General features: G+C 47.8%; 12 protein-coding genes and 1 tRNA gene. 9 read left to right on the top strand and 4 right to left on the bottom strand.

Annotated elements, in window-relative coordinates; translation table 11 throughout:
- Positions 1-44: 44 nt before the first annotated feature.
- Together C5O19_RS01060 and C5O19_RS01055 are read right to left on the bottom strand one after the other, a co-directional pair.
- Positions 45-1,271, bottom strand: a complete 1,227-nt coding sequence (locus tag C5O19_RS01060; protein WP_104713774.1) for an HD domain-containing protein — start codon at positions 1,269-1,271, stop codon at positions 45-47.
- Positions 1,272-1,357: 86 nt separating this feature from the next.
- Entirely contained in the window at positions 1,358-1,732 is a 375-nt protein-coding gene (locus C5O19_RS01055; RefSeq protein WP_104709526.1) for a hypothetical protein, read from the bottom strand.
- Between the two features lie 122 nt (positions 1,733-1,854).
- Between C5O19_RS01055 and C5O19_RS01050 the strand changes: the two genes are divergently transcribed.
- Positions 1,855-1,927: transfer RNA gene (locus C5O19_RS01050), tRNA-Ile, on the top strand.
- Between the two features lie 1,505 nt (positions 1,928-3,432).
- Here C5O19_RS01050 and C5O19_RS01045 read toward each other — a convergent pair.
- Positions 3,433-4,278, bottom strand: coding sequence for an MBL fold metallo-hydrolase (locus C5O19_RS01045; RefSeq protein WP_104709525.1), 846 nt, complete (start codon positions 4,276-4,278; stop codon positions 3,433-3,435).
- 237 nt (positions 4,279-4,515) lie between these two features.
- On the opposite strand from C5O19_RS01045, the gene C5O19_RS01040 reads away from it, so the two are divergent.
- A complete protein-coding gene (locus C5O19_RS01040) occupies positions 4,516-4,998 on the top strand; it encodes a hypothetical protein (RefSeq protein ID WP_104709524.1) in 483 nt (160 codons plus the stop codon).
- A 64-nt stretch (positions 4,999-5,062) separates the two neighbouring features.
- On the opposite strand, the gene alaS is transcribed toward C5O19_RS01040, so the two are convergent.
- Positions 5,063-7,696, bottom strand: coding sequence for an alanine--tRNA ligase (gene alaS / locus C5O19_RS01035; RefSeq protein ID WP_104709523.1), 2,634 nt, complete (start codon positions 7,694-7,696; stop codon positions 5,063-5,065).
- A gap of 372 nt (positions 7,697-8,068) precedes the next feature.
- Between alaS and C5O19_RS01030 the strand changes: the two genes are divergently transcribed.
- From C5O19_RS01030 to sov, 7 genes are all read left to right on the top strand, one after another.
- Positions 8,069-8,488 carry a MerR family transcriptional regulator gene (locus C5O19_RS01030; protein ID WP_104709522.1) on the top strand — a complete coding sequence of 140 codons (420 nt, stop codon included), beginning with the start codon at positions 8,069-8,071 and terminating at the stop codon, positions 8,486-8,488.
- A 178-nt stretch (positions 8,489-8,666) separates the two neighbouring features.
- Positions 8,667-9,095: a YkvA family protein gene (locus tag C5O19_RS01025; protein ID WP_104709521.1), complete on the top strand. Its 429-nt coding sequence runs from the start codon at positions 8,667-8,669 to the stop codon at positions 9,093-9,095.
- A 100-nt stretch (positions 9,096-9,195) separates the two neighbouring features.
- Entirely contained in the window at positions 9,196-9,396 is a 201-nt protein-coding gene (locus C5O19_RS01020; protein ID WP_094808974.1) for a Sec-independent protein translocase subunit TatA/TatB, read from the top strand.
- Positions 9,397-9,481: 85 nt separating this feature from the next.
- Positions 9,482-10,924, top strand: a complete 1,443-nt coding sequence (gene gatA, locus C5O19_RS01015; protein ID WP_104709520.1) for an Asp-tRNA(Asn)/Glu-tRNA(Gln) amidotransferase subunit GatA — start codon at positions 9,482-9,484, stop codon at positions 10,922-10,924.
- A gap of 146 nt (positions 10,925-11,070) precedes the next feature.
- Entirely contained in the window at positions 11,071-12,507 is a 1,437-nt protein-coding gene (locus tag C5O19_RS01010; RefSeq protein WP_104709519.1) for a lytic transglycosylase domain-containing protein, read from the top strand.
- A gap of 84 nt (positions 12,508-12,591) precedes the next feature.
- The gene (gene ruvA / locus C5O19_RS01005; RefSeq protein WP_104709518.1) at positions 12,592-13,185 is read left to right on the top strand and encodes a Holliday junction branch migration protein RuvA; all 594 of its coding nucleotides are present in this window, start codon (positions 12,592-12,594) and stop codon (positions 13,183-13,185) included.
- A 280-nt stretch (positions 13,186-13,465) separates the two neighbouring features.
- Positions 13,466-20,716, top strand: coding sequence for a T9SS outer membrane translocon Sov/SprA (gene sov, locus C5O19_RS01000; protein ID WP_104709517.1), 7,251 nt, complete (start codon positions 13,466-13,468; stop codon positions 20,714-20,716).
- Position 20,717 lies beyond the last annotated feature (1 nt).

Raw genomic sequence — 20,717 nt, 5'->3', positions numbered from 1 at the left:
ATTGTTTTAACCCTTCAAGCGTCCTAGTAAGGACGCTTGAAGGGTTAAATTCCTTTTACTGCGTAAGCAATGTAATATTTGCGTACAATCTGGCTCAGAGCCTTTATGGTAGGCAAATCGGAGGCTTCAGAAACATCTACCACTCCTCGATCCTTAGTAAGAATCCGGATAGGCTGACGGCTCGCCAAATACGCTGAATTGGTAGTTTCACCCCGTACCACTAAATACGGCAAGTCAGCTTCTGTAACGCCCGGCAATGCTAAAACTTGAGCCTGTAAAGCTTCGAAAACTTCGTCAGAGGGCGGAACGTCAAAAAAGCGAATTTTGAACAATTTTCGATTGAGTAACATCGTCGATAAATGGGCTAGTAATCGGTCAGGATGTACGGTCCATTGCTTAATACAAGCCCATATGTCGTAATCGTCCAATTGAGTAAAAGCCTGAATGTATTGCGGATGAGTCCGGAAATCTTCCAGGGTAGGTTCATTCGTAATGAATATTTCCAGAGCGGGCGTAGTATAGACCGATTGCCCTGCGTGTACCAGTTCACGAGCCCGACGAATCGACTGAATCAACATGGTTTCCGCACAAATCGACGTTTTGTGCAAGTATACCTGCCAATACATTAGGCGACGGGCTGTCAGGAAATTTTCAATCGAATACACCCCTTTCTGTTCGACTACCAGCTGGTTATCTACTACGTCCAGCAACTTCACAATACGTTCCGAGCCAATGCTTCCTTCCGTTACTCCCGTAAAGAAACAATCGCGATTCAGGTAATCCAGCCGGTCAATATCCAGCTGACTCGAAATCAGGTCATAAAAGAAGCGGCGTTCGTACTGTCCCGAAAACATACGAATGGCTAAATCCAAAGCTCCGTCGAATTCCTTATTTAACTCATTCATGAGTAACAGCGAAATTCGTTCATGCGAAACATGGTGCAACAGCGTATGTTCCAATACGTGCGAAAAGGGACCATGACCGATGTCATGAAGTAGAATAGCGATTTGTACCGCTTCACATTCCTGATCCGAAATCAGATGTCCTTTACTTTTGAGCGTACTGATGGCTTCGCCCATTAGGTGCATTGCACCTAACGCATGATGAAAACGCGTATGTAAGGCTCCCGGGTACACGTACTCCGCAATGCCTAGTTGTTTAATCCGACGAAGGCGTTGAAAATAAGGATGTTCAATCAGATCAAATATCAGGTGACCCGGTATGGTAATGAACCCGTATACGGGATCGTTGAGAACTTTCTTTTTGTTCATGCAGCAGGGGAACGTACTTCGATATAAACGAAAGTAGGAACGCATAAAAATACGTTCCTACCCGTGTATGCCAAGAAAAGCCTGGATTAATTGCTTCCAGGACCACCGCGACGTCCTTCCCGCATCCGGTTACGTTGTTCCTCACGCATTTTTTCGTACTGAGTCCATTGCTCTGTGCTGAGAATCGGTTTCAGTTTAGCCTCGTAATTCTCCTGTAATTCCTGCATTTTCTGACGATCCGGGCGAGCTCCGCTCGCTCGCATTTCCTGCATCTGCTTCATGCGTTCATCACTCAACGTCTTGACTTTAGCGGCCTGATCAGCGGAGAGGTTCAGCTGTTTAGTCAGTTGTTCCGTTTGCCGTTGGGCACGCTCTTCGGGGGAACGACCCATCTCGCCCTGAGCGAAGGTCAGCGTAGTAGCCAGCAATAAGGCTCCGAGGGAAAACACGAGTTTTTTCATGACTGTTTAGTTAACGTTCGGAGCCTTTGAAACAAAAAAGTCGGTGAAGGTTTAATGGTACGTTGCAAAAAGCGTTAAAAAAGTGTAAACTTGCGGCTCATTTGGCCGAATATCGCCAAATTGGGCCCTTAGCTCAGGGGTTAGAGCAGTTGACTCATAATCAATTGGTCGTAGGTTCGAAACCTACAGGGCCCACTTAACAATCAAGCCCTCACGATGATATCGTAAGGGCTTGATTGTTTCATTAGTCCTATTGCCAAGAGTTTTTCGATCAAATCTCTCTTCGCCAAGGACGTCTCTTTTTTCCCGAAATACAATAAGAGTCCCTACGCAATTACTTTCCTCGTTTGTAGCCAAACTTGCTATTCTTTAATCAAGCTATTTTGACTTTTACGAAATAGGCCAAAGGTTATTCACAGTAGTTAAACCGCAGCAAATAATCTGTTGGCCGATCGTTGTTCTTGTCAAAACAGTCAAGCATAATAAAGCCTACTCACCGTCGTGAGTAGGCTTGTATAAGGCCTATATGTCGTCACAAGTAGGTCTTAATGTTCAACTTCCTCAGTCGTCAAAGCCGCCACTCCTCTGACTGATTCAGTGATACAAAGCTATTAGCAGAGGTATACCAACGTTCTACTCTTTCGATTAATGGACTGATCCTCACCATGAAAGGTAGATTTTGCGCTATTTTCCGGTATGTAAGAGCTATTCTATTTGTCAAATTCCCCCTGGGTGAGGCATTAAATTTATTACTTTCTATAAAATGGGTAGTACACATCCTTAGCTCAGACGACTATCCTAAAGAGGTAAGACACAGAAGGCTCCTTTCTTTCGTTGGGAAGTTCAAGGTCCATTACTGACGCCTTGAAAGTGCACTCTCGTGAGGCTCAGGTTTTGCTGTTTCCGCAATCGTTAATTTCCTACCTAAGGTTTCCTACAACATTTAGAATAGCATGTTTAGTAAAAAGCTCAACTCTATCCGGTTTATCTGTGTAGCGATTGAGCCTACGAATACCCGCAGTAAAGATTCCTGGTTTTCTGTGCTTTAACCCTCACTAATCCCCAATGAGCCTATCATACACACAGTTCATATAATACTTCTGTAGATACCTGATTTTAGTAGTTATTTCGCTGGTAACCAAGTTGAAAGTTAGCCTGCTCGAAGAGCATAAAGGTTTGCATTGTAAGCTGAAAACTCTTTCGTGTTTCACGGAAGAGTTTTTTGATTTGTCTCTTGCGGCTACTTTGATCGCTAAGCTACACCACAGCAATGATCACAATAAAAAAACTCCCAGTCTTGGTAAGACTGGGAGCAAGTAGCTACTCAGCCTTTCTTCCGTTCCGCCAAACGAAAGAAGGCATGATTTGAATTTACATCTTTAGGAAGTAGATTTTTGCATAGTACCCATAAATGGGTATAAAATTTTCTAAAGTGAGCGTCAAAGCCAAACCTTGAGACCCAATCTTATTTCAAAAAACTAGTTAATGAGGCTGACAATACAAAAACAAAGCAACCCAGGATAGGAGTACCGCGAGCACGTAAAGCGTAACGAAGAGAGCATTTTTAGAAATTGTTTTCATGGCAAGAAGGAGAAAGACAAAATTAAGTAACTGGCTATTATCCTTTTAACCATTCAGTAAACTCAAAAAACCATTCGTCAATAGGCTATTGAGCCATTCTACTGGATGCTTTTAACTTATTAGATAAATTCACTTAGTTTTCCGCTTTCCTTAATCCGAAAGCCTTTTTCCGTTTCCTGCACGGTTAAGGCCTCATAAGTCGCGTCATGATCGGATACCAGGATCCAGTTTTCCTGAACCGCTTGTCGGAGAAATGCTTCCTTTTCCAGCATCGTCTGTAAAGGCCGCACGTCGTAACTCATCAGATAATTGACCGGTACATGGGCCGCCGTAGGGATCAGGTCGGCTGTAAAAACTACCGTTTGCTGACCAAGCTGAATTTTCGGCAAGAGCATCTTTTCCGTGTGTCCATCCATGATTAGAAACTCAATGAACGGCCCAAACGTCTGTTTCTTTTCATCCAAAAATTGTAAGTGCCCTGAATGCTGAATTGGCTGTAGATTCTCCGTTAAAAAAGTAGCTTTTTCCCGGGGGTTAGGCCGCATCGCCCATTCCCAGTGCTCGCGATGAGCCCAGTACGTAGCATTAGGGAAAGTCAATTCGTATCCATCCCGTCGCTGATTCCACTGAACGGCACCACCGCAATGGTCAAAATGCAGATGGCTTGGAATCACATCGGTAATGGCTTCTGCTCCGAACCCGGCTTTTTCCAGCGAACCCAGTAAGTCGCCCTCGCCGTGACGGTAATAGAAGCCCTGCCAACGGGCGTCCTGCTTATCCCCCATACCGCAGTCAATTAAAATCCGTCGATCTTCAGTTTCAATCAGCAGACACCGCATGGCTAATGGAATGTGATTGTTTGAGTCGGCGGGAATCAGCCTTTCCCACAATACTTTCGGTACTACGCTAAACATGGCTCCGCCGTCTAACTTAAAATGGCCAGCATCGATTGTATGTAATTTCAAGGGCTTGTTGATTTAGAAGGCAAGGTAGCAAAAGCCCAGTGGGCAGTTATACGGACAGAGCAAGATTCTTAAACATCCAAACTGAACTTAATCAAGATTTAATTTACATTAACCTATTAATAATCAATACTTTAGTTAACTTTCATAGATACAAACGTAAGAAGCCAATGCGTACATTATAACATTTATCATTTTTTGAATATTATTACTCTAATTTTCATCCTAACAACTACGTTCATGAAGAAATTACTCGCATTTACATTAGTGTTTGTAAGCCTAGTTCTTGCTACGCAAGCTCAGACGCCTGCTGAAGAAAAGTTAAAGAAAGCCAAACAGGAAGCCAAAGAGGCGAAAGCCGACGTAAAAAAAGAGGCGAAAGAAGTAAAGACTGATGCGAAGGAAGCCAAAGATAAAGCCGACAAAAAAGTAAAAGAGGCCAAGGAAGACATTAAGAAAGAGACGAAAGAAGCAAAGGACAATGTCGATAAGAAAGCGAAGGAAGTAAAGTCCGACACCAAGAAAGCAGCTGATAAACTTTCGAAAAAAGACGAAGCTGAAGCCAGCCTGGCTACCCGTACGAAAGTAGCCGGAGCGGACAAGTCGATTGGCAAAGACGCCAAAGGCCGTACGATTTACGTAGGTACCAAGGGTGGACAGTATTACATCAATTCCAGTGGGAACAAAACGTATTTGTCGGAAGACAGTAAATTGAAAATCTAGTTTTGTACCTAAAAAAAAATCCCCGGCCCAAATTGGACCGGGGATTTTTTATGATCGTATACGACTATCCAATCAGTGTTGCCGCCTTCTCGAGCACTTTGGGTAGACCGGATACGTCCGAACCACCTGCGGTGGCAAAGAAAGGCTGACCACCGCCGCCGCCTTTTACTTCCTTGGCCAGCTCACGAACCAATTGACCCGCATTCAGGCCGCGTTCCTTTACCAGATTTTCGGAAATCATCAGAGCCAGAGCAGGTTTGCCTCCTACTTCGGCTACCAGTAAAGCAAACAGGTTATCCACTTTGTCTTTCAACTGATACGCCAGTTGTTTCAGAGCATCAGCGTTGGGGGCTTCTACCTGTTCGGCCAGGAAATGAATACCATTCCGCTCCTGTACTTTCTGAACCAGTGCTTCGCGTACGGAACTTAGTTTTTCAATCTCCAGCGTCTCCACCCGTTTTTGTAAAGCTGCTTTTTCTTCCATCAGGGTCTGCACCGATTTCAGTACATCCTGCGTTTTCAGCAGATCACGTAAGTGATTAAGCAGCGTCGATTGCTCTTCCAGTAACTGGAATGCTTTTTCCGAAGTGATGGCTTCAATCCGGCGTACACCCGTTGAAGAGGAGCTTTCCGAAACGATCTTGAACAGCCCAATCTCACCCGTAGCCGGGATGTGTGTGCCACCACAAAGTTCAACGGAGTACTGAGGATCAAACGTAATTACCCGTACAAAATCGCCGTACTTCTCGCCGAATAAGGCCGTAGCTCCGCGTTGGCGAGCTTCTTCGATGGGTACGTTGCGATCTTCCTGCAACGGAATATTCTCACGGATTTTTTCATTCACGCGTTGTTCCACCTGAGCAATCTCCTCGTCCGTCATTTTGCTGAAGTGCGAGAAGTCGAACCGTAGTACATCTGGACTTACCAATGATCCCTTTTGAGCAACGTGCGATCCGAGTACTTCTTTCAACGCACTGTGCATCAGGTGGGTTGCCGTATGGTTTGAAGCGATGAGTTTACGACGGGAAGCATCCACGATCGCCCGTACGCTGGCCCCGTGTGCGTTCAGTTTTTCCTCAAATTCTTCATCTTCAATGACGTGAATGCTCAGGTCATTTTCTTTCTTGGTGTCTACAACCAGGAGTTCGGCATTCGGCCAGGCCAGTACACCGGTATCTCCCACCTGTCCACCGGACTCGGCGTAGAACGGCGTCTGATCCAGTACGATGTGGTACTGCGTCTTTCCTTTGGCTTCGACTTTGCGGTATTTGACAATCTGAGCGTCCGCCTCCGTTTGGTCATAACCCAGGAATACGGTCTTGCTTCCTTCCTGCAATTCTACCCAATCCGATTTCTCAGTAGCGGCATCTTTGCGGGAACGGCTTTTCTGCTCACCCAAAGCTTTCTGGTAACCCGCTTCATCAATAGAAAAGCCTTTTTCACGGGCAATCAGAGCCGTTAAATCAACTGGGAAACCGAAGGTATCGTTGAGTTCAAAAACCGTAGCTCCGTCGATCACTTTACTTTCGGACTCCTGAGCCAGAATTTTATCCAGTAAAGTCAGTCCTTTTTCCAACGTACGCAGGAACGCCGCTTCTTCTTCCTGAATTACTTTCGCTACGAAATCTTTCTGAGCGATCAGTTCCGGGAATACGCCGTCGAACTGGTCAGCTAGTAATGGAATCAGCGTATACAGAAACGGCTCACGGAAGCCCAGATACGTGTAACCGTATCGCACGGCACGACGTAAAATCCGGCGAATCACGTAGCCCGCCCGTACATTCGAAGGCAACTGTCCATCCGCAATGGCGAAGGCAATGGCCCGAATGTGGTCGGCAATGACCCGCATCGCAATGTCAGCCCAGTTTTCCTGACCGTAGGTTTTACCTGCCGCTTTCGCGATAAAATCAATGGTACCCGTGAATACGTCGGTATCGTAGTTGGATTTTTTCTTCTGGATCGCCATACAAAGCCGCTCGAAGCCCATACCCGTATCCACGTGGCGAGCAGGTAGCGGAACGAGCGAGCCATCGGCTTTACGCTCGAACTGCATGAACACGTTATTCCAGATTTCTACCACCTGGGGGTGATCGGCATTCACCAGTGATTTTCCGGGCGTGGCATCTACTTCAGCCTGATCCCGTAAATCCACGTGAATTTCGGAACAGGGACCGCAGGGACCCACTTCACCCATTTCCCAGAAATTATCTTTCTTATTGCCGAGAATGATCCGTTCGTCACCACCCAGAATTTCTTTCCAAAGATCGAATGCTTCCTGATCAAAGGGTACGCCATCCTTTTCGTCACCTTCAAACACCGACACGTAGAGTCGTTCTTTCGGTAGTTGGTACACCTCTGTCAGCAACTCCCAGGACCAGTGTAAGGCTTCGTTTTTGAAGTAATCCCCGAACGACCAGTTACCTAGCATTTCGAACATGGTGTGGTGATAGGTATCAAATCCTACATCCTCCAAGTCATTGTGCTTGCCCGAAACGCGAAGACACTTTTGCGTATCCACGATACGTTTGGACGGCGGCGTAGCATTTCCCAGGAAAAAATCTTTAAACTGAGCCATTCCTGAGTTATTAAACATCAGGGTGGGATCATTTTTCGCCACTAAGGGGGCCGAAGGAACAATTAAATGGCCTTTTGATACAAAAAAATCAAGAAAAGCCTGCCGTATCTCTCTGGAAGTCATGGGGATATTCGTCAGTCATCAAGGCTTCGCTGTAAGTAACGAAACCACTTGGAATTGAGCCCGCAAAGGTAATTTAAAATTCCGGTCGGGCGAAAGCAGCAGGAAAGTGAAGCTTTGGGAAAGCCAAAGTTTTTTTTCGCTTGAAAACCAATTGGTTAGAAAAAAAACAAAAAATTATCAGGAATAACCTACCTTTTTTAAAAGAAAATACGGCATTTTTAAGCGTCTAATCCGGTCAGCCGGCCGGATTTTTTTACTTCCTAACCTTGCAACAATAGCTATTAACGAGTTTCTTCGTTTAAAGCATTGAGGCAGGGCTTTGGACTTTTGGGCTAGCAGCACCTTCAGCGGAACTTATACTATGCGGCGGTTATGACGGACGAGAAGCGGTACTATACGATACGAGAAGTAGCAGATATGTTTTCGTTTGATATCTCGAAAGTGAGGTATTGGACGGACAACTTCCCCACGCTCAAAAATAAAGTGAAGCGAAATCGGGGTGGTGACCGCATGTATACCAAAGAAGACATTCGACAGCTGGAGATTATTTATCAGCTTGTGGAAGAACGGGGCTATACCCTTAAAGGAGCCCGCAAGTATCTGGAAAACAAAGAATTCAAACAGGAAAACAATACTGAATTAGTTGACTCACTTCTGGAACTACGGAAATTTCTGCTTGATCTAAAAGCCGCATTGGACGAAAAAGCCGGACGCCCTCGCAAATTTGATTCGTCCGAAACCGAAGAACCCGCGAACGAAAAAACACTCCGACTGGCTCGCCAGCTCAAGTAAATACCCAGCATATAAGTATTGAAAAGCCCGTGTCAGTCACGGGCTTTTTTCGTACCCCTCCGATGATCGAGCACCTTGTAGTAACTTTAAAGGCTTTCCTAAAAAAATAAGCTCTTTTCTGAAATCTTTTTGGGCCATTTCAACGTTTTTACTGCTACACTTGAGTCTCTATTTTCCAATGGCCGAATCTACTCCACTTATTCAACGCATTTTACAATCGCTTTTTTTTCGCGAGGCTCAAAAGAAAGCCAGTCGATCCGCTCGCAATCCGGCCTTTTTGCTTGATTTAATCACTAAAGTTCTCCGCACTTCCAACAAAGGAGCCATCATCCATGATGTGCAGGAAAAGCTGGGCCTTCTGACCCGTCTGATTCGGGCGTATGCCAAAGGAGAATACCGGCAACTACCCTGGAAGAGTGTGGTCCTGACCGTAGCGGTACTGATCTATTTTGTCAGCCCAATCGATGTAATCCCGGATTTGCTACCCATCATCGGCTTTACTGATGATATAGCTTTACTAGTTTGGCTGTTCCGTACTATTTCGAATGATCTGGATACATTCAAGATTTGGGAAGCCGAACAAGCGGTTCCAATTGACCCTCAATAAGCGGCGTATCCAATCCGTGAACGAGAATAAAACCAGGGGATACTACAGAATTTTTCAAAGGTAATCCTTAACTTTACATCCATTAATAAAGACATTCATCATGGAAATGGCAACAATTTTGGCGTTTAGCCTCGGTGGGCCCGAAATCGCCCTGATTATTTTTGCCTTTATTCTCCTCTTTGGAGCGAAGAAAATCCCTGAGCTGGCACGGGGCCTTGGAAAAGGTATTCGTGAGTTCAAGGACGCTAGCAAAGATGTTCGTAGCGAAATTGAAAAAGCAGGCGACGAAGCTAATAAATAGTCGTTTTTGTGTACACTTCAGGGCCTAGTCACGTGACTATGCCCTTTTGTTGTTTTTTAGCTAATCTCCAGATTTATCCCTCGTTTTGAAGTACTATTCTTCCTTCCGTTCGCTTCAGCAGGACTTACATCAAGGTACGGTTTCGTGCCGTGCTTTGGTTGATTATTACCTGAATCGTATTGCCCAACAGGCCCATCTGAATGCTTTTCTAGCGGTATACGCCGAAGAAGCTCGCCAGGAAGCCGCCCGTATTGATGCCAAACTGGCCGCAGGTACGGCTGGCAAGCTGGCCGGAATGGTGATCGGAATTAAAGATTTACTGTGTTATGCCAATCACGGCGTACACGGAGGAAGTCGTATTTTAAATGGTTTCGTTTCGCAATTTACTGCCACGGCCGTTCAACGCTTGCTTGACGAAGATGCCATCATCATCGGTCGGCAGAACTGCGATGAATTCGGAATGGGTTCTTCCAACGAGAACTCCGCTTACGGCCCCGTACTCAATGCCCGTGATGAAAGTCGCGTACCTGGTGGTTCTTCGGGTGGCTCAGCCGTAGCGGTACAGGCGGATTTATGCTTTGCTTCGATTGGTACGGATACGGGCGGATCGGTTCGTCAACCCGCGGCTTTTTGTGGATTGGTTGGATTGAAGCCTACGTATGCCCGGGTGTCCCGCTGGGGTTTGCTGGCGTATGCCTCCTCGTTTGATACGATTGGACCTATTACGCGTTGCGTGGAAGACGCGGCTCTGATTCTGGAAGTTATGGCCGGAGCCGACGAGCAGGATAGCACAGTATCGCAGCAACCCGTACCCGCGTACTCCGAAAAATTAGAAGCTGGCGGTCTGAAAAAAATCGGTTATTTTCGCGACAGTTTAGAGTCGGATGGTGTAGATCCATCGGTTAAAGCAGTTTTACGCCAAACCATTGATCGTTTAGAAGCTGAAGGACATACGGTTGTACCCGTTGATTTTCCGCTGGCTAAATACTATCTGCCGACGTATTATATCCTGACAACAGCCGAGGTAAGTTCCAATCTCTCGCGGTACGATGGGGTTCGATACGGACACCGTAGTCCGCAAGCCGTTGATCTGGATTCATTGTACCGACTTAGTCGTACGGAAGGTTTGGGAGCCGAAGCCCGCAAGCGTATTTTGCTGGGCACCTTTGTACTGAGTGCAAATTATTACGACGCGTACTACACCAAAGCTCAACGCGTTCGACGTTTAATAAAGGAAGAAATCGAGCAACATTTCGAGCAGGTTGATTTTCTGCTCTACCCCACTACCCCTTCGGTGGCGTTTCCGCTCGGTGAAAAATCTTCTGATCCATTGAAAGAGTTCCTAGCCGACATCTTTACGGTGCAGGCTAACGTAACGGGTGTACCCGCCCTTTCGCTACCCCTGGGTACCGATTCACAGGGAATGCCCGTCGGAATTCAGATTTTGGCCCCAGCCTTCGGAGAAGAAAAATTACTGGCTTTTGCTAATACCCTGGAAATCCAGGATCAGGCAGCGGTAAGCGTTTAAATTCAATTCATTAGTAGCCATTTCCTTAGTGCTCTTGTAGCGAAGAGTACTGAGAATAATCCTTCTGCCTGCCTGAATCGAATGAAGTATGTTTCCTGAGTTTCGCGAAGAAACTCCTGTATAACCTAACAACAAACCCTTACTAGATGAGACCAATTCGAATCCTGACCATTGCGGCGGCGATTGCCTCATTCTCGATTTGTTCCGTAGGAGCACAGACCGATTCGACGAAAAACAGTACGCCTACCGTAGTGAAAGATTCCGTGCCACAAGTAGATTTCCAACTGGTGCACGAACGCATGGCCAAGCTGCAAAAAGAAATCCCTCTGAATCACAACGATGTAACCCATCAGTTTGTCGAGTTTTTTACCTTTCGTAAACCTTCGTTTGTGAAGGAAATGCTGGAAAGAAAAGCCCTGTATTTCCCCATTTTCGAAAAGTACCTGGCCCAGTACGGCCTCCCCGATGAGTTGAAGTACCTTTCCCTCATTGAATCCCGTCTCGATCCCAAAATCATTTCTTATGCTGGAGCAGGTGGTCTGTGGCAATTCATGCCCAGTACCGGACGTATCGATTTTAAATTACGGATTGATAAATACGTTGATGAACGCTTCGACCCCTACAAGGCTACCGAAGCCGCCTGTAAGTACTTCCTGCAATTAGGTCGTATCTTTAATAACGACTGGGAAATGATGCTGGCGTCCTACAATACCGGCCCCGGAAACGTGATGCGAGCCGTCCGCAAATCGGGTAAGCATACGTATTGGGAAGTCTATCCACATTTACATAAGCAAACTCGCGGTTACGTTCCCCAATACGCCGCCATCGTGTACATGATGCACTACGCGGCTGATCACGGAATCAAACCCGACTCGATGCATACAGTGGTTGCCTTCGATACCATTCACGTTAATTCGTACATGAATCTGCGGACCTTAGCTCAGGTCGGACAGTTTTCCTACGACAAGGTAAAACAACTGAATCCGCACATTCTGACCGATGTTCTACCCGAGGGTACGAAGGGTTATCCTGTTCGTTTGCCGAAAGAAGAGTTGAAGTATTTCTACGCTCACCGTCGTTCCATTTTGGATTCGGCTACGAATTACGCCGGTTCTCCACGCGTGATGTTAGCCTCGCATACCTCCGATGAGGAAGAACCGTCAGGTGCGGCTCTGAATGAAGAGGTCGTCCGTACGAAATCAAAGCGGGTTTCGCACAGAGTACACCGTGGCGAGACGCTATCTTCCATTGCCCGCCGTTACCAGGTAGCAAGCCAGGATTTGAAAGTCTGGAACCGTCTGGGTCGCCATTCAAGAATTAAGGCAGGACAACATCTAGTCGTTTACCAGCAAGTGAGCGTACCGCAAACCCAGGTCGCTGTGGCTACCGTGAGTAAATCCGCCGCGGCTACTAGTCGTGACGAACGTTTGAGCAAAGCCCGCAAGTATCACACCGTACAACCCGGCGATACGCTCTGGAAAATCTCACAACGTTACGGCGGTATTTCCATTGACAAATTACGTAAGCTCAATGGAATCAAGGGTAATGCAGTACACCCCGGCCAGAAACTGTTAGTGATTTAACACGAACGATATTTCATCCAGTACTACTAAAACAAGCCACCGGACGATACGCCCCGTGGCTTGTTTTGCTCATCATCCCAGCAAATGATTGCTTATTTAGAAGGCAAGCTCACTTATAAAGAACCTGCTTACGCCATTATCGACGTACAGGGCGTTGGATACGAAGTACGTATTTCCCTGCAAACGTATTCGGCTTTACCGGAGGTAAACGAACGTTGCCGTTTGTTCACGTATTTAAATATTCGGGAAGATGCCCACATCCTGTTCGCCTTTCAGGAAATGAGCGAAAAACTGCTTTTCCTGGATTTAGTGAGCGTATCAGGTATTGGTCCTAACACGGCTCTGGTGATGCTTTCTTCCCTTTCTTCGGTCGAGATCCGGCAGGCGATTATTACGGAAGATTTACGCGTGATCCAGGGCATCAAGGGGATTGGAGCAAAAACGGCTCAACGCGTTATTCTTGAACTCAAGGATAAACTCAAGAAAGATCACCTGGCTTCGGGAAGTATGACGACCAATCTGTTCCTCGGTCCCAACGCTGGAGCTCGTACCGACGCTATTTCGGCTTTGATTGTGATGGGTATCCCCCGTCCCGTTGCCGAAAAATCAGTCGATACTCTACTGAAAAAAGATCCTAATGCATCCGTTGAAGATTTAATCAAACAATCCTTACGGTAAGCACCCCAATACACCCGCAAAAATCTTTCCGAAGTCTATCTTTCGGAAAGATTTTTTGCTTAAAAAACCAGGTTAATATACCTAAAATAGAGTTGAATCAACCATTCGCTACCATTTATCATTTCTTAATCGAATACAAGCGATAGCCTATCCCACTTTTTTTGCAATTTTACTTTTAGTTTTGGCGTTTAAGGATGCGGTAACCCAACACTTCGTTCCCCCGAAGTGTACACGCCTACTCTTTCAATAGATCATATTGCGAAGGACACTTTACCTAACAATGCGAATTTTCCAACCCGTTCGAAAGTCAGGAACTTATTCCCGGCGGCGGCGATGGATATCTGTACCAGGATTAGTAAGGGCTTTTTTGTTGTTTGGTGCAAGTACTGCGATGGCTCAGGCTCAGCAGATTCAACCCGACACAGCCCGCGTAGACACCTTGTACAGAACCAAAACCGGACGTCGACCTCTATTAAAAGTATCGGATCGTTTAGCCAGTCGGTTTAGTTATCGACTCCCACAATCCCCTTTAATCCCACCTGATCCTAAAGACCTACAAACCCAGTTTCGGTTTAATCCCCTGGATCAGAAAATTACCGTCAATGACGCCTTTAAAGTAGGCGACCGGACGATTCCGTACCGGCCCGGCGAAAACATCTCGCTGGACGAATACCTGCGAATTCAGAACAACGCTTCCTATCGGGACTTAATTCGGGAATACGCGGGTCGAAGCGACGGAAAAAGTGAAGTGACGGGCCGGGGTCTTTTCCCTAAAATCAAACTGTCTGATCCTTCGCTCGACCGGATTTTTGGCTCGAACATCATCGACTTCCTTCCCAATGGCTCGGTATTGCTCGACTTTGGTTATCTCCATCAGAGTATCGACAATCCGGCGATTCCGGTACGGCAGCGGCGAACGGGTAATTTCATTTTTAATGAACAGATTGCCGTAAACTTCGCCGGGAAGATTGGGGATAAACTTAACCTGAATACCAATTTTGATACGAAAGCCGCCTTCAACTTCGAAAACAAACTCAAACTTGGCTTTCGGAATCAGGAGGAAGACATTATCCAGCGGGTGGAAGCCGGAAATACGAGTTTTCGCACCAACAGTCAGCTGATTCCGGGTGTTGAAAACCTGTTTGGAGCGAACGTAGCCCTGCGGTTTGGCAAACTGGATGTGAATCTGGTCGCAGCTCAGCAACGCTCTAAGCGGCAGAGCATTGTGCTTCGCAACGGAGCCCAGAATCGTGGTTTTTCCATTCGTGAAGATTTATACGATGAAAACCGACACTTCTTCCTGAATCATTTCTTCCGTAATAATTACGAACGCTCGCTACAGCAACTTCCGATGATTACTTCGGGCGTTACCGTAACGCGGGTGGAAGTTTATATAACCAACCGTTCACAAAATACGGAAACGCTACGGAACCTGGTCGGTCTGGCTGATTTGGGCGAAGGCAATCCCTTTAACAAGACATCTCCGCTAGTACAGCCCATTTCCGGCTCGGTGAGTTCGCCTGCCGATAACAGCGTCAATGGGCTTTTCCAGAACGTATCTCAGAATCCTACGGTTCGACAGATCGACAACGTGGCTGGCGAGTTGACCGGTAGTGGCTACGCCCGGGGGGCTGACTTTGATCTCTTACGCGGAGCCCGCAAATTAAATGACCGGGAATTCCGCTTTCATCCGCAGCTAGGCTACATTTCCCTGCTGGCTCCCATCCGTAACGACGAGATCGTCGCCGTTTCTTACGAGTATACGTATCAAGGCCGAAAGTTCAAGGTAGGTGAACTGACGGAAGATTACCAGAATCGGCAACAAGACGAAGTAATTGTACTGAAACTGCTCAAATCATCGACCCTGCGGAATAATACCAATTTGCCGATGTGGGATTTGATGATGAAAAACATCTATTCTCTCAGTACGCAAACGCCTTCCAGTACGACCAGTACGACAACGAGCTATTCCGGCGGAAATGTAAGTGTACAACGGCAGGGTTTCCAATTACGGGTGATTTATAAGGACGACATTACGGGCGTCGATAACCCCAGCTTACAGGAAACAAATCTGGCCGGCATTCCGCTTTTACAGGTCATGAATCTGGATAAACTCAACCAGATGAATGACGCCCAGCCCGATGGGAATTTTGATTTTGTGGAAGACGTCACGATTGACCCCAAAAACGGCCGGATTATCTTCCCCGTACTGGAACCGTTTGGTTCCACCCTACGGAATCGGCTGAACAATAGTGATCCGGCCTTGGTAGAAAAGTACGTACAGAATACGCTTTACCGAGGTACGCAAATTGACGCGACGCAGCAGGCAGAAAAGAATAAATTTTTCATTCAGGGAAGTTATCAGGGAGCCAACGGAGCCCAGATTCCGCTGGGTTTTGGTGTCGATGAGAGTACCGTGCAGGTATCGGCAGGTGGCGTAAACCTGAATCCGGGTACGGACTTCGTGGTGGAAGGCGGAAGCGTACGGATTATGAATGATGCCTTGATGAACTCAGGACGGGAAATCACCGTCAGTTGGGAAACGCCCGAACTCTTCAATAATCAAGTACGGACTATGATAGCAGGCCGCCTTGACTACCGAATTGATAAAAACTTCAACATTGGAGCGACGCTGATGCGACTGCGGGAAAGTACGCCCGGCAACATCACGCGGGTCGCTTTGGGCAACGAGCCCGTCAACAACTTCCTGTTTGGTTTTGATGCTAACCTGAAAAAAGACGTACCCTTTTTAACCAAAGCCCTTGACGCTCTGCCTTTGATTCAGACTAAGGAAATGTCGAGTATTACCTTCGGTGGCGAATACGCTCAATTGCTACCCGGCGTAACGCCCCGGGCCCAAAACCGGAGTTACCTCGATGATTTTGAAGGCAGCCGTACCATCTACGATTTCACGCGTCAGCCCATCCGCTGGCGAATGGGAGCCACACCCGTAACCTTTAACCAAGGCACTCCAGGAAACCCTTTGCAGTACAACGATCGTCGGGCTTTGATTTCCGTATACAACGTCGATCAGACGTTCTACGGAACGGGCGGACTCGGTAACAACGTCGTACCCGCGGATCTGGATGTTTCCAACTTCTACGAAAAACAATACCTGCCCCAGCAGATTTTTAAAGGCAAGGCGGCTCTGAATTATAACCTGCCCCTGAATATTCTGGATCTGGCGTACTTCCCGGCCGAACGCGGGATGTACAACTACAACCCGGATCTAACATCGGAAGGTCGGTTGCGAAATCCTAAACAGAGCTTCGGAGCCATTACGCGGGCCATTACCTCAGATAATGACTTTGATAACTCCAACATTGAAATCATGGAGTTCTGGGTAATGGATCCGTTCCTAAAAGTACCCGTTCGAGCGAACGGTGGTACGCAGGATAAACCCAATACCACGGGGGGTAAACTGCTCATACACTTGGGTGATATTTCCGAAGACGTCGTTCCTGACGGTCGTTTCAACTTCGAGAATGGTCTGCCTACGGGTGAGGTACGCACGCAGACCGTCAACGGTCAGCCCGCCAACGTCGATTCGACGGCCTGGGGACGAGCCACCAAGCAGCAATTCGTTATCAATGCCTTCAACAACGATAACATTGCCGCTCAGGATGTTGGGCTTGACGGCGTAAATAATGCCGCCGAGCAGACCTATTTCAGCAATTATATTAACCAGGTACGTTCGCGGGTAACGGGTCCGGCACTGGATCAAATTACGAATGACCCTTCCAACGATGACTTCCGGTATTATTTCAGCCCGGAAGCCGATCAAAATAACTGGTCGATCATTCAGCGGTATAAGCGGTTTATGGGCATGGAAAACAACTCGCCGGCCAATACCGCCTCGGGTTCGCAGATTACGCCTTCTTCGACCAATTTACCCGATTCCGAAGATTTAAATAATGATAATACCATCAATGAAACGGAAGCGTACTACGAATACGAAATTCCGCTGAAACCTGGTGAGCTAAAAGTCGGGTCGAACAACATCGTTGATGAAATACAGACAGACGACGGGGCCAAGTGGTATTTATTCCGGGTTGAAGTGCGTAAGCCCAGTCGCTCCGTAGGTGGCATCACCAGCTTCAAATCCATTCGCTTCATGCGGATGGTCATGACGGAATTTGAAGAACCCGTAGTCCTTCGCTTTGCTCAGCTGCAACTGACGGGTTTCCAGTACCGGAAGTACGAGTATGATCTCAGTGCCAAAGGCCTCGACGAAGTACCCGAACCTTACGATGCCGACTTCCGGGTATCGACCGTAAGTGTGGAAGAAAATGGTCCTACTGCTGCCGACAAAAATGGCACCAATGATACACGGGTACCTTACGTCGTCCCTCCGGGTTACGAACGGGATCGCGACATCATGACGCTGAACAACGCGGCCCTCAACGAACAAGCCTTAAGCTTGTGCGTGACGGATCTGCGGGACGGTGATTCTCGGGCGGCCTACAAAATTGTTAACTACAACCTGAATCAGTACCGCCGCCTGACCATGTCCGTACACATGGACAACCTGGCTGATGAAGACGCTAAAACCTCAGCATTCATTCGACTGGGTACCGATTTCAAGGACAACTTCTACGAAATCGAAGTACGAAGCCTGACGGCTACCCGGCCGAGTTCGCTCAATATGGGTTCTCCCGACCCTACGCTGGTGTGGCCCCTGGACAACAAATTTGACTTCGCCATCGATGAACTTCGTCGCGTCAAAGCGGAACGCAACCGTCTCGGAGCGGCTAACGCGACGCCCTTTACGCTGGTATCCGAAGACGGCAAGTACAACATTACGGTGGTGGGAACGCCCGACATTTCCGCCGTTCAAGTCATGATGCTGGGGGTACGAAACCCGAAGTCAGACGATGGGCAGGCCAAGTCCTTCTGCGTTTGGGTAAACGAATTTCACGCGACGGATTTTGATCAGCGATCCGGTTACGCGGCTATCGGCCGGGCGGATATTAAGCTAGCCGATTTTGCAACGGTAACGTTGACCGGAGCCATGAAGACCTATGGTTTTGGTGGCGTGGACACGCGTATATCCGAACGTTCACAAAGCAATTCAATGGCTTTCGGTGTCGCTTCGAATGTGAATCTGGATAAGCTCTTCCCGCAAAACTGGGGATTACAAATTCCGCTTTATTTCAGCTACGACCGGCAGAACATTCGTCCGCACTTCAATCCACTCGATCCGGATATGCCGTTGGACTTATCGCTGAGTACGATGCCCGCCAATCAACGCGAAGCGTACCGGAAAATGGTGGAAGAAAACTCCATGCGGAAAGCCATCAATTTCTCGAACGTGCGGAAGATCCGCGTCAACCCGAACAGCCGAGCCCATTTCTACGACATCGAGAACTTTTCGTTTACCTACGCCTACTCCGACGCCATACGGTCGAGCATTACGCTGGCGGAATACCGACAACTGTCACAGCGGGGTGGCTTTACCTACGCGTATACCACCGCCCCCAAACCCTGGGAGCCGTTCAAGAAGTGGAAGAACGACCAGCACATTTTCCAGTTGATCAAAGACTTCAACTTCACTCCCATTCCCAACAGCGTAACCTTCCGGGCCGACATGGACCGAAGCCTGATTCGGACGCAGTACCGACAGGCGGCAACGGGTTCTACGGCGGGAAATCCGATGCTGACGACCGACGGGGTAACGCCTTTATTCGAGAAGTACTGGCTATTCAACCGCCTGTACGGACTGAACTGGAATTTCTCGAAAAACTGGAATGCTCAGTATAACGCCACGGCCCAAGCCATCATTGACGAACCCTACGGCGACATCAATACGCCGGAAAAACGAGATTCGGTGATGAACAGTCTGAAGCGACTCGGTCGGATGAAAAACTTTGAACAACGCATTACCAATACCTGGCAGATTCCGCTAAACAAGTTTCCGCTCACGGACTGGATGACGGCCCAGTTGCAATACAACGTCGCTTACAAGTTCCAGGCGAATAGTTACGGCATCGTCGATTCGACGGGTGTGGCCTTTGGTAATACCATTCAGAATACCCGCGAACGGGTACTTACGGGTCGGGTTGACTTCGTTGCCCTCTACAACAAAGTGAAGGCTTTGCGCTGGGTGAACTCCCCCCGGGCTCCCCGCCGCGATATTGCCCGTAGCCCCGGTGACTTTGACGAAGTAGACGTCGAGCGTAATCAATTCCTGAAAAGCGTATCTCGATTGTTACTGACGGTTCGGGGGATTCGGTATACCTATGCGATTCAAGAATCGACGATTTTACCCGGCTTTTTACCCACGCCGCACTTGTTTGGAGATCGTAGTGGGGTACCGGGTCTACCTTTCATTCTGGGTAGCCAGGACGCAAGCATTCGTTACCGCGGAGCCGAAGAAGGTTGGATTACCAAGAGTACGGTGCAAAACCAGCCGTTTGTACAAACGCTTACGAAACGCTTTGAAGCGACTACCGATCTGGAGCCGTGGAAAGACTTTAAGGTCTTCATGGATTTACGCTACAACCGTTCGGACAACTACCAGGAATTCTTCCGGCCCGCTACGGTCAATGGTCCTTTTGTGAGCCAGTCTCCCCTGCGGTCGGGTAATTATTCCATGAGTTACTTATCCTTCCTCACGGCTTTTGAAAAAACCAATCGGGAAAGCTTCTCGGCCAACTTCGAGCGTTTCAAAGACTATCGGAACATTTTGCTCGAACGCCTGAAGGTCGCCAACCCCGCCGGCGATTCGTATAACCTCAATTCGCAGGATGTATTGATTCCGGCCTTCTTCTCGGCGTATTCCGGCAAGAGTCCGAACAAGGTTAAGTTTTCGCCCTTCTATAAAATTCCGCTGCCGAACTGGCGGGTGAATTACAATGGTCTGACGAACGTAGGCTGGTTTAAGCGACGATTCTCGCAGATTCAGATTACGCACTCGTATTCGAGTACGTACAACGTTGGGAACTTCGTTTCTTCGCTGGAATACGATGCTGCGTTCGTTGCTTTAAACGCACCCTTGTACCCCTTTGCCAATCAGGTGAACGCCGAGGGGCAGTTTGTTCCGGTATATGTCATGAGCGTAATTTCATTCGTGGAACGCTTTGCTCCTTTTATTGGGGTGCAATTCCGTACGAAAGATGGCATTTCGGGTGGTTTGGAGTACAACCAGGATCGGAACGTCGGGTTGAACCTTTCCAACGTCTCGGTCAATGAAGTGAATAACAAGGATTTGACGGGTCGCCTGGGCTTCACGCGGCAGAACATCCGCTTCCGTTTCGGGGGTCGTCAGGTACGCCTCAAGAACGACCTGACTTTCGATTGCCGCCTGACCTTCCGCGATCAACGCGTCATTGTCCGGAAGCTGGAAGGCGAAACGACCCCAACGGCGGGGAACGTATTCTTCCAGTTTAACCCCAGCGTCACGTACAATGCCAGTCGTCAGCTCAACGTTCGCGTATATCTCGACCGTACGGTTAACGACCCACTCGTCTCTAACTCCTTCCGACGAGCCGTTACGCAGGGCGGGGTGCAACTACGACTTAGCTTGAACTAAC

This window comes from Siphonobacter curvatus (assembly GCF_002943425.1).
Lineage (GTDB): Bacteria > Bacteroidota > Bacteroidia > Cytophagales > Spirosomataceae > Siphonobacter > Siphonobacter curvatus.
The sequence above is the reverse complement of the archived record's forward strand: the minus strand, read 5'-3'. Positions and strand labels throughout refer to the sequence as shown.

What these genes read in the sequence shown, in the direction of transcription:
- C5O19_RS01060 (WP_104713774.1), bottom strand. Translation starts at nt 1,271, where the DNA reads ATGAACAAAAAGAAAGTTCTCAACGATCCCGTATACGGGTTCATTACC.
- C5O19_RS01055 (WP_104709526.1), bottom strand. Translation starts at nt 1,732, where the DNA reads ATGAAAAAACTCGTGTTTTCCCTCGGAGCCTTATTGCTGGCTACTACG.
- C5O19_RS01040 (WP_104709524.1), top strand. Translation starts at nt 4,516, where the DNA reads ATGAAGAAATTACTCGCATTTACATTAGTGTTTGTAAGCCTAGTTCTT.
- alaS (WP_104709523.1), bottom strand. Translation starts at nt 7,696, where the DNA reads ATGACTTCCAGAGAGATACGGCAGGCTTTTCTTGATTTTTTTGTATCA.
- C5O19_RS01030 (WP_104709522.1), top strand. Translation starts at nt 8,069, where the DNA reads ATGACGGACGAGAAGCGGTACTATACGATACGAGAAGTAGCAGATATG.
- C5O19_RS01025 (WP_104709521.1), top strand. Translation starts at nt 8,667, where the DNA reads ATGGCCGAATCTACTCCACTTATTCAACGCATTTTACAATCGCTTTTT.
- C5O19_RS01020 (WP_094808974.1), top strand. Translation starts at nt 9,196, where the DNA reads ATGGAAATGGCAACAATTTTGGCGTTTAGCCTCGGTGGGCCCGAAATC.
- C5O19_RS01010 (WP_104709519.1), top strand. Translation starts at nt 11,071, where the DNA reads ATGAGACCAATTCGAATCCTGACCATTGCGGCGGCGATTGCCTCATTC.
- ruvA (WP_104709518.1), top strand. Translation starts at nt 12,592, where the DNA reads ATGATTGCTTATTTAGAAGGCAAGCTCACTTATAAAGAACCTGCTTAC.
- sov (WP_104709517.1), top strand. Translation starts at nt 13,466, where the DNA reads ATGCGAATTTTCCAACCCGTTCGAAAGTCAGGAACTTATTCCCGGCGG.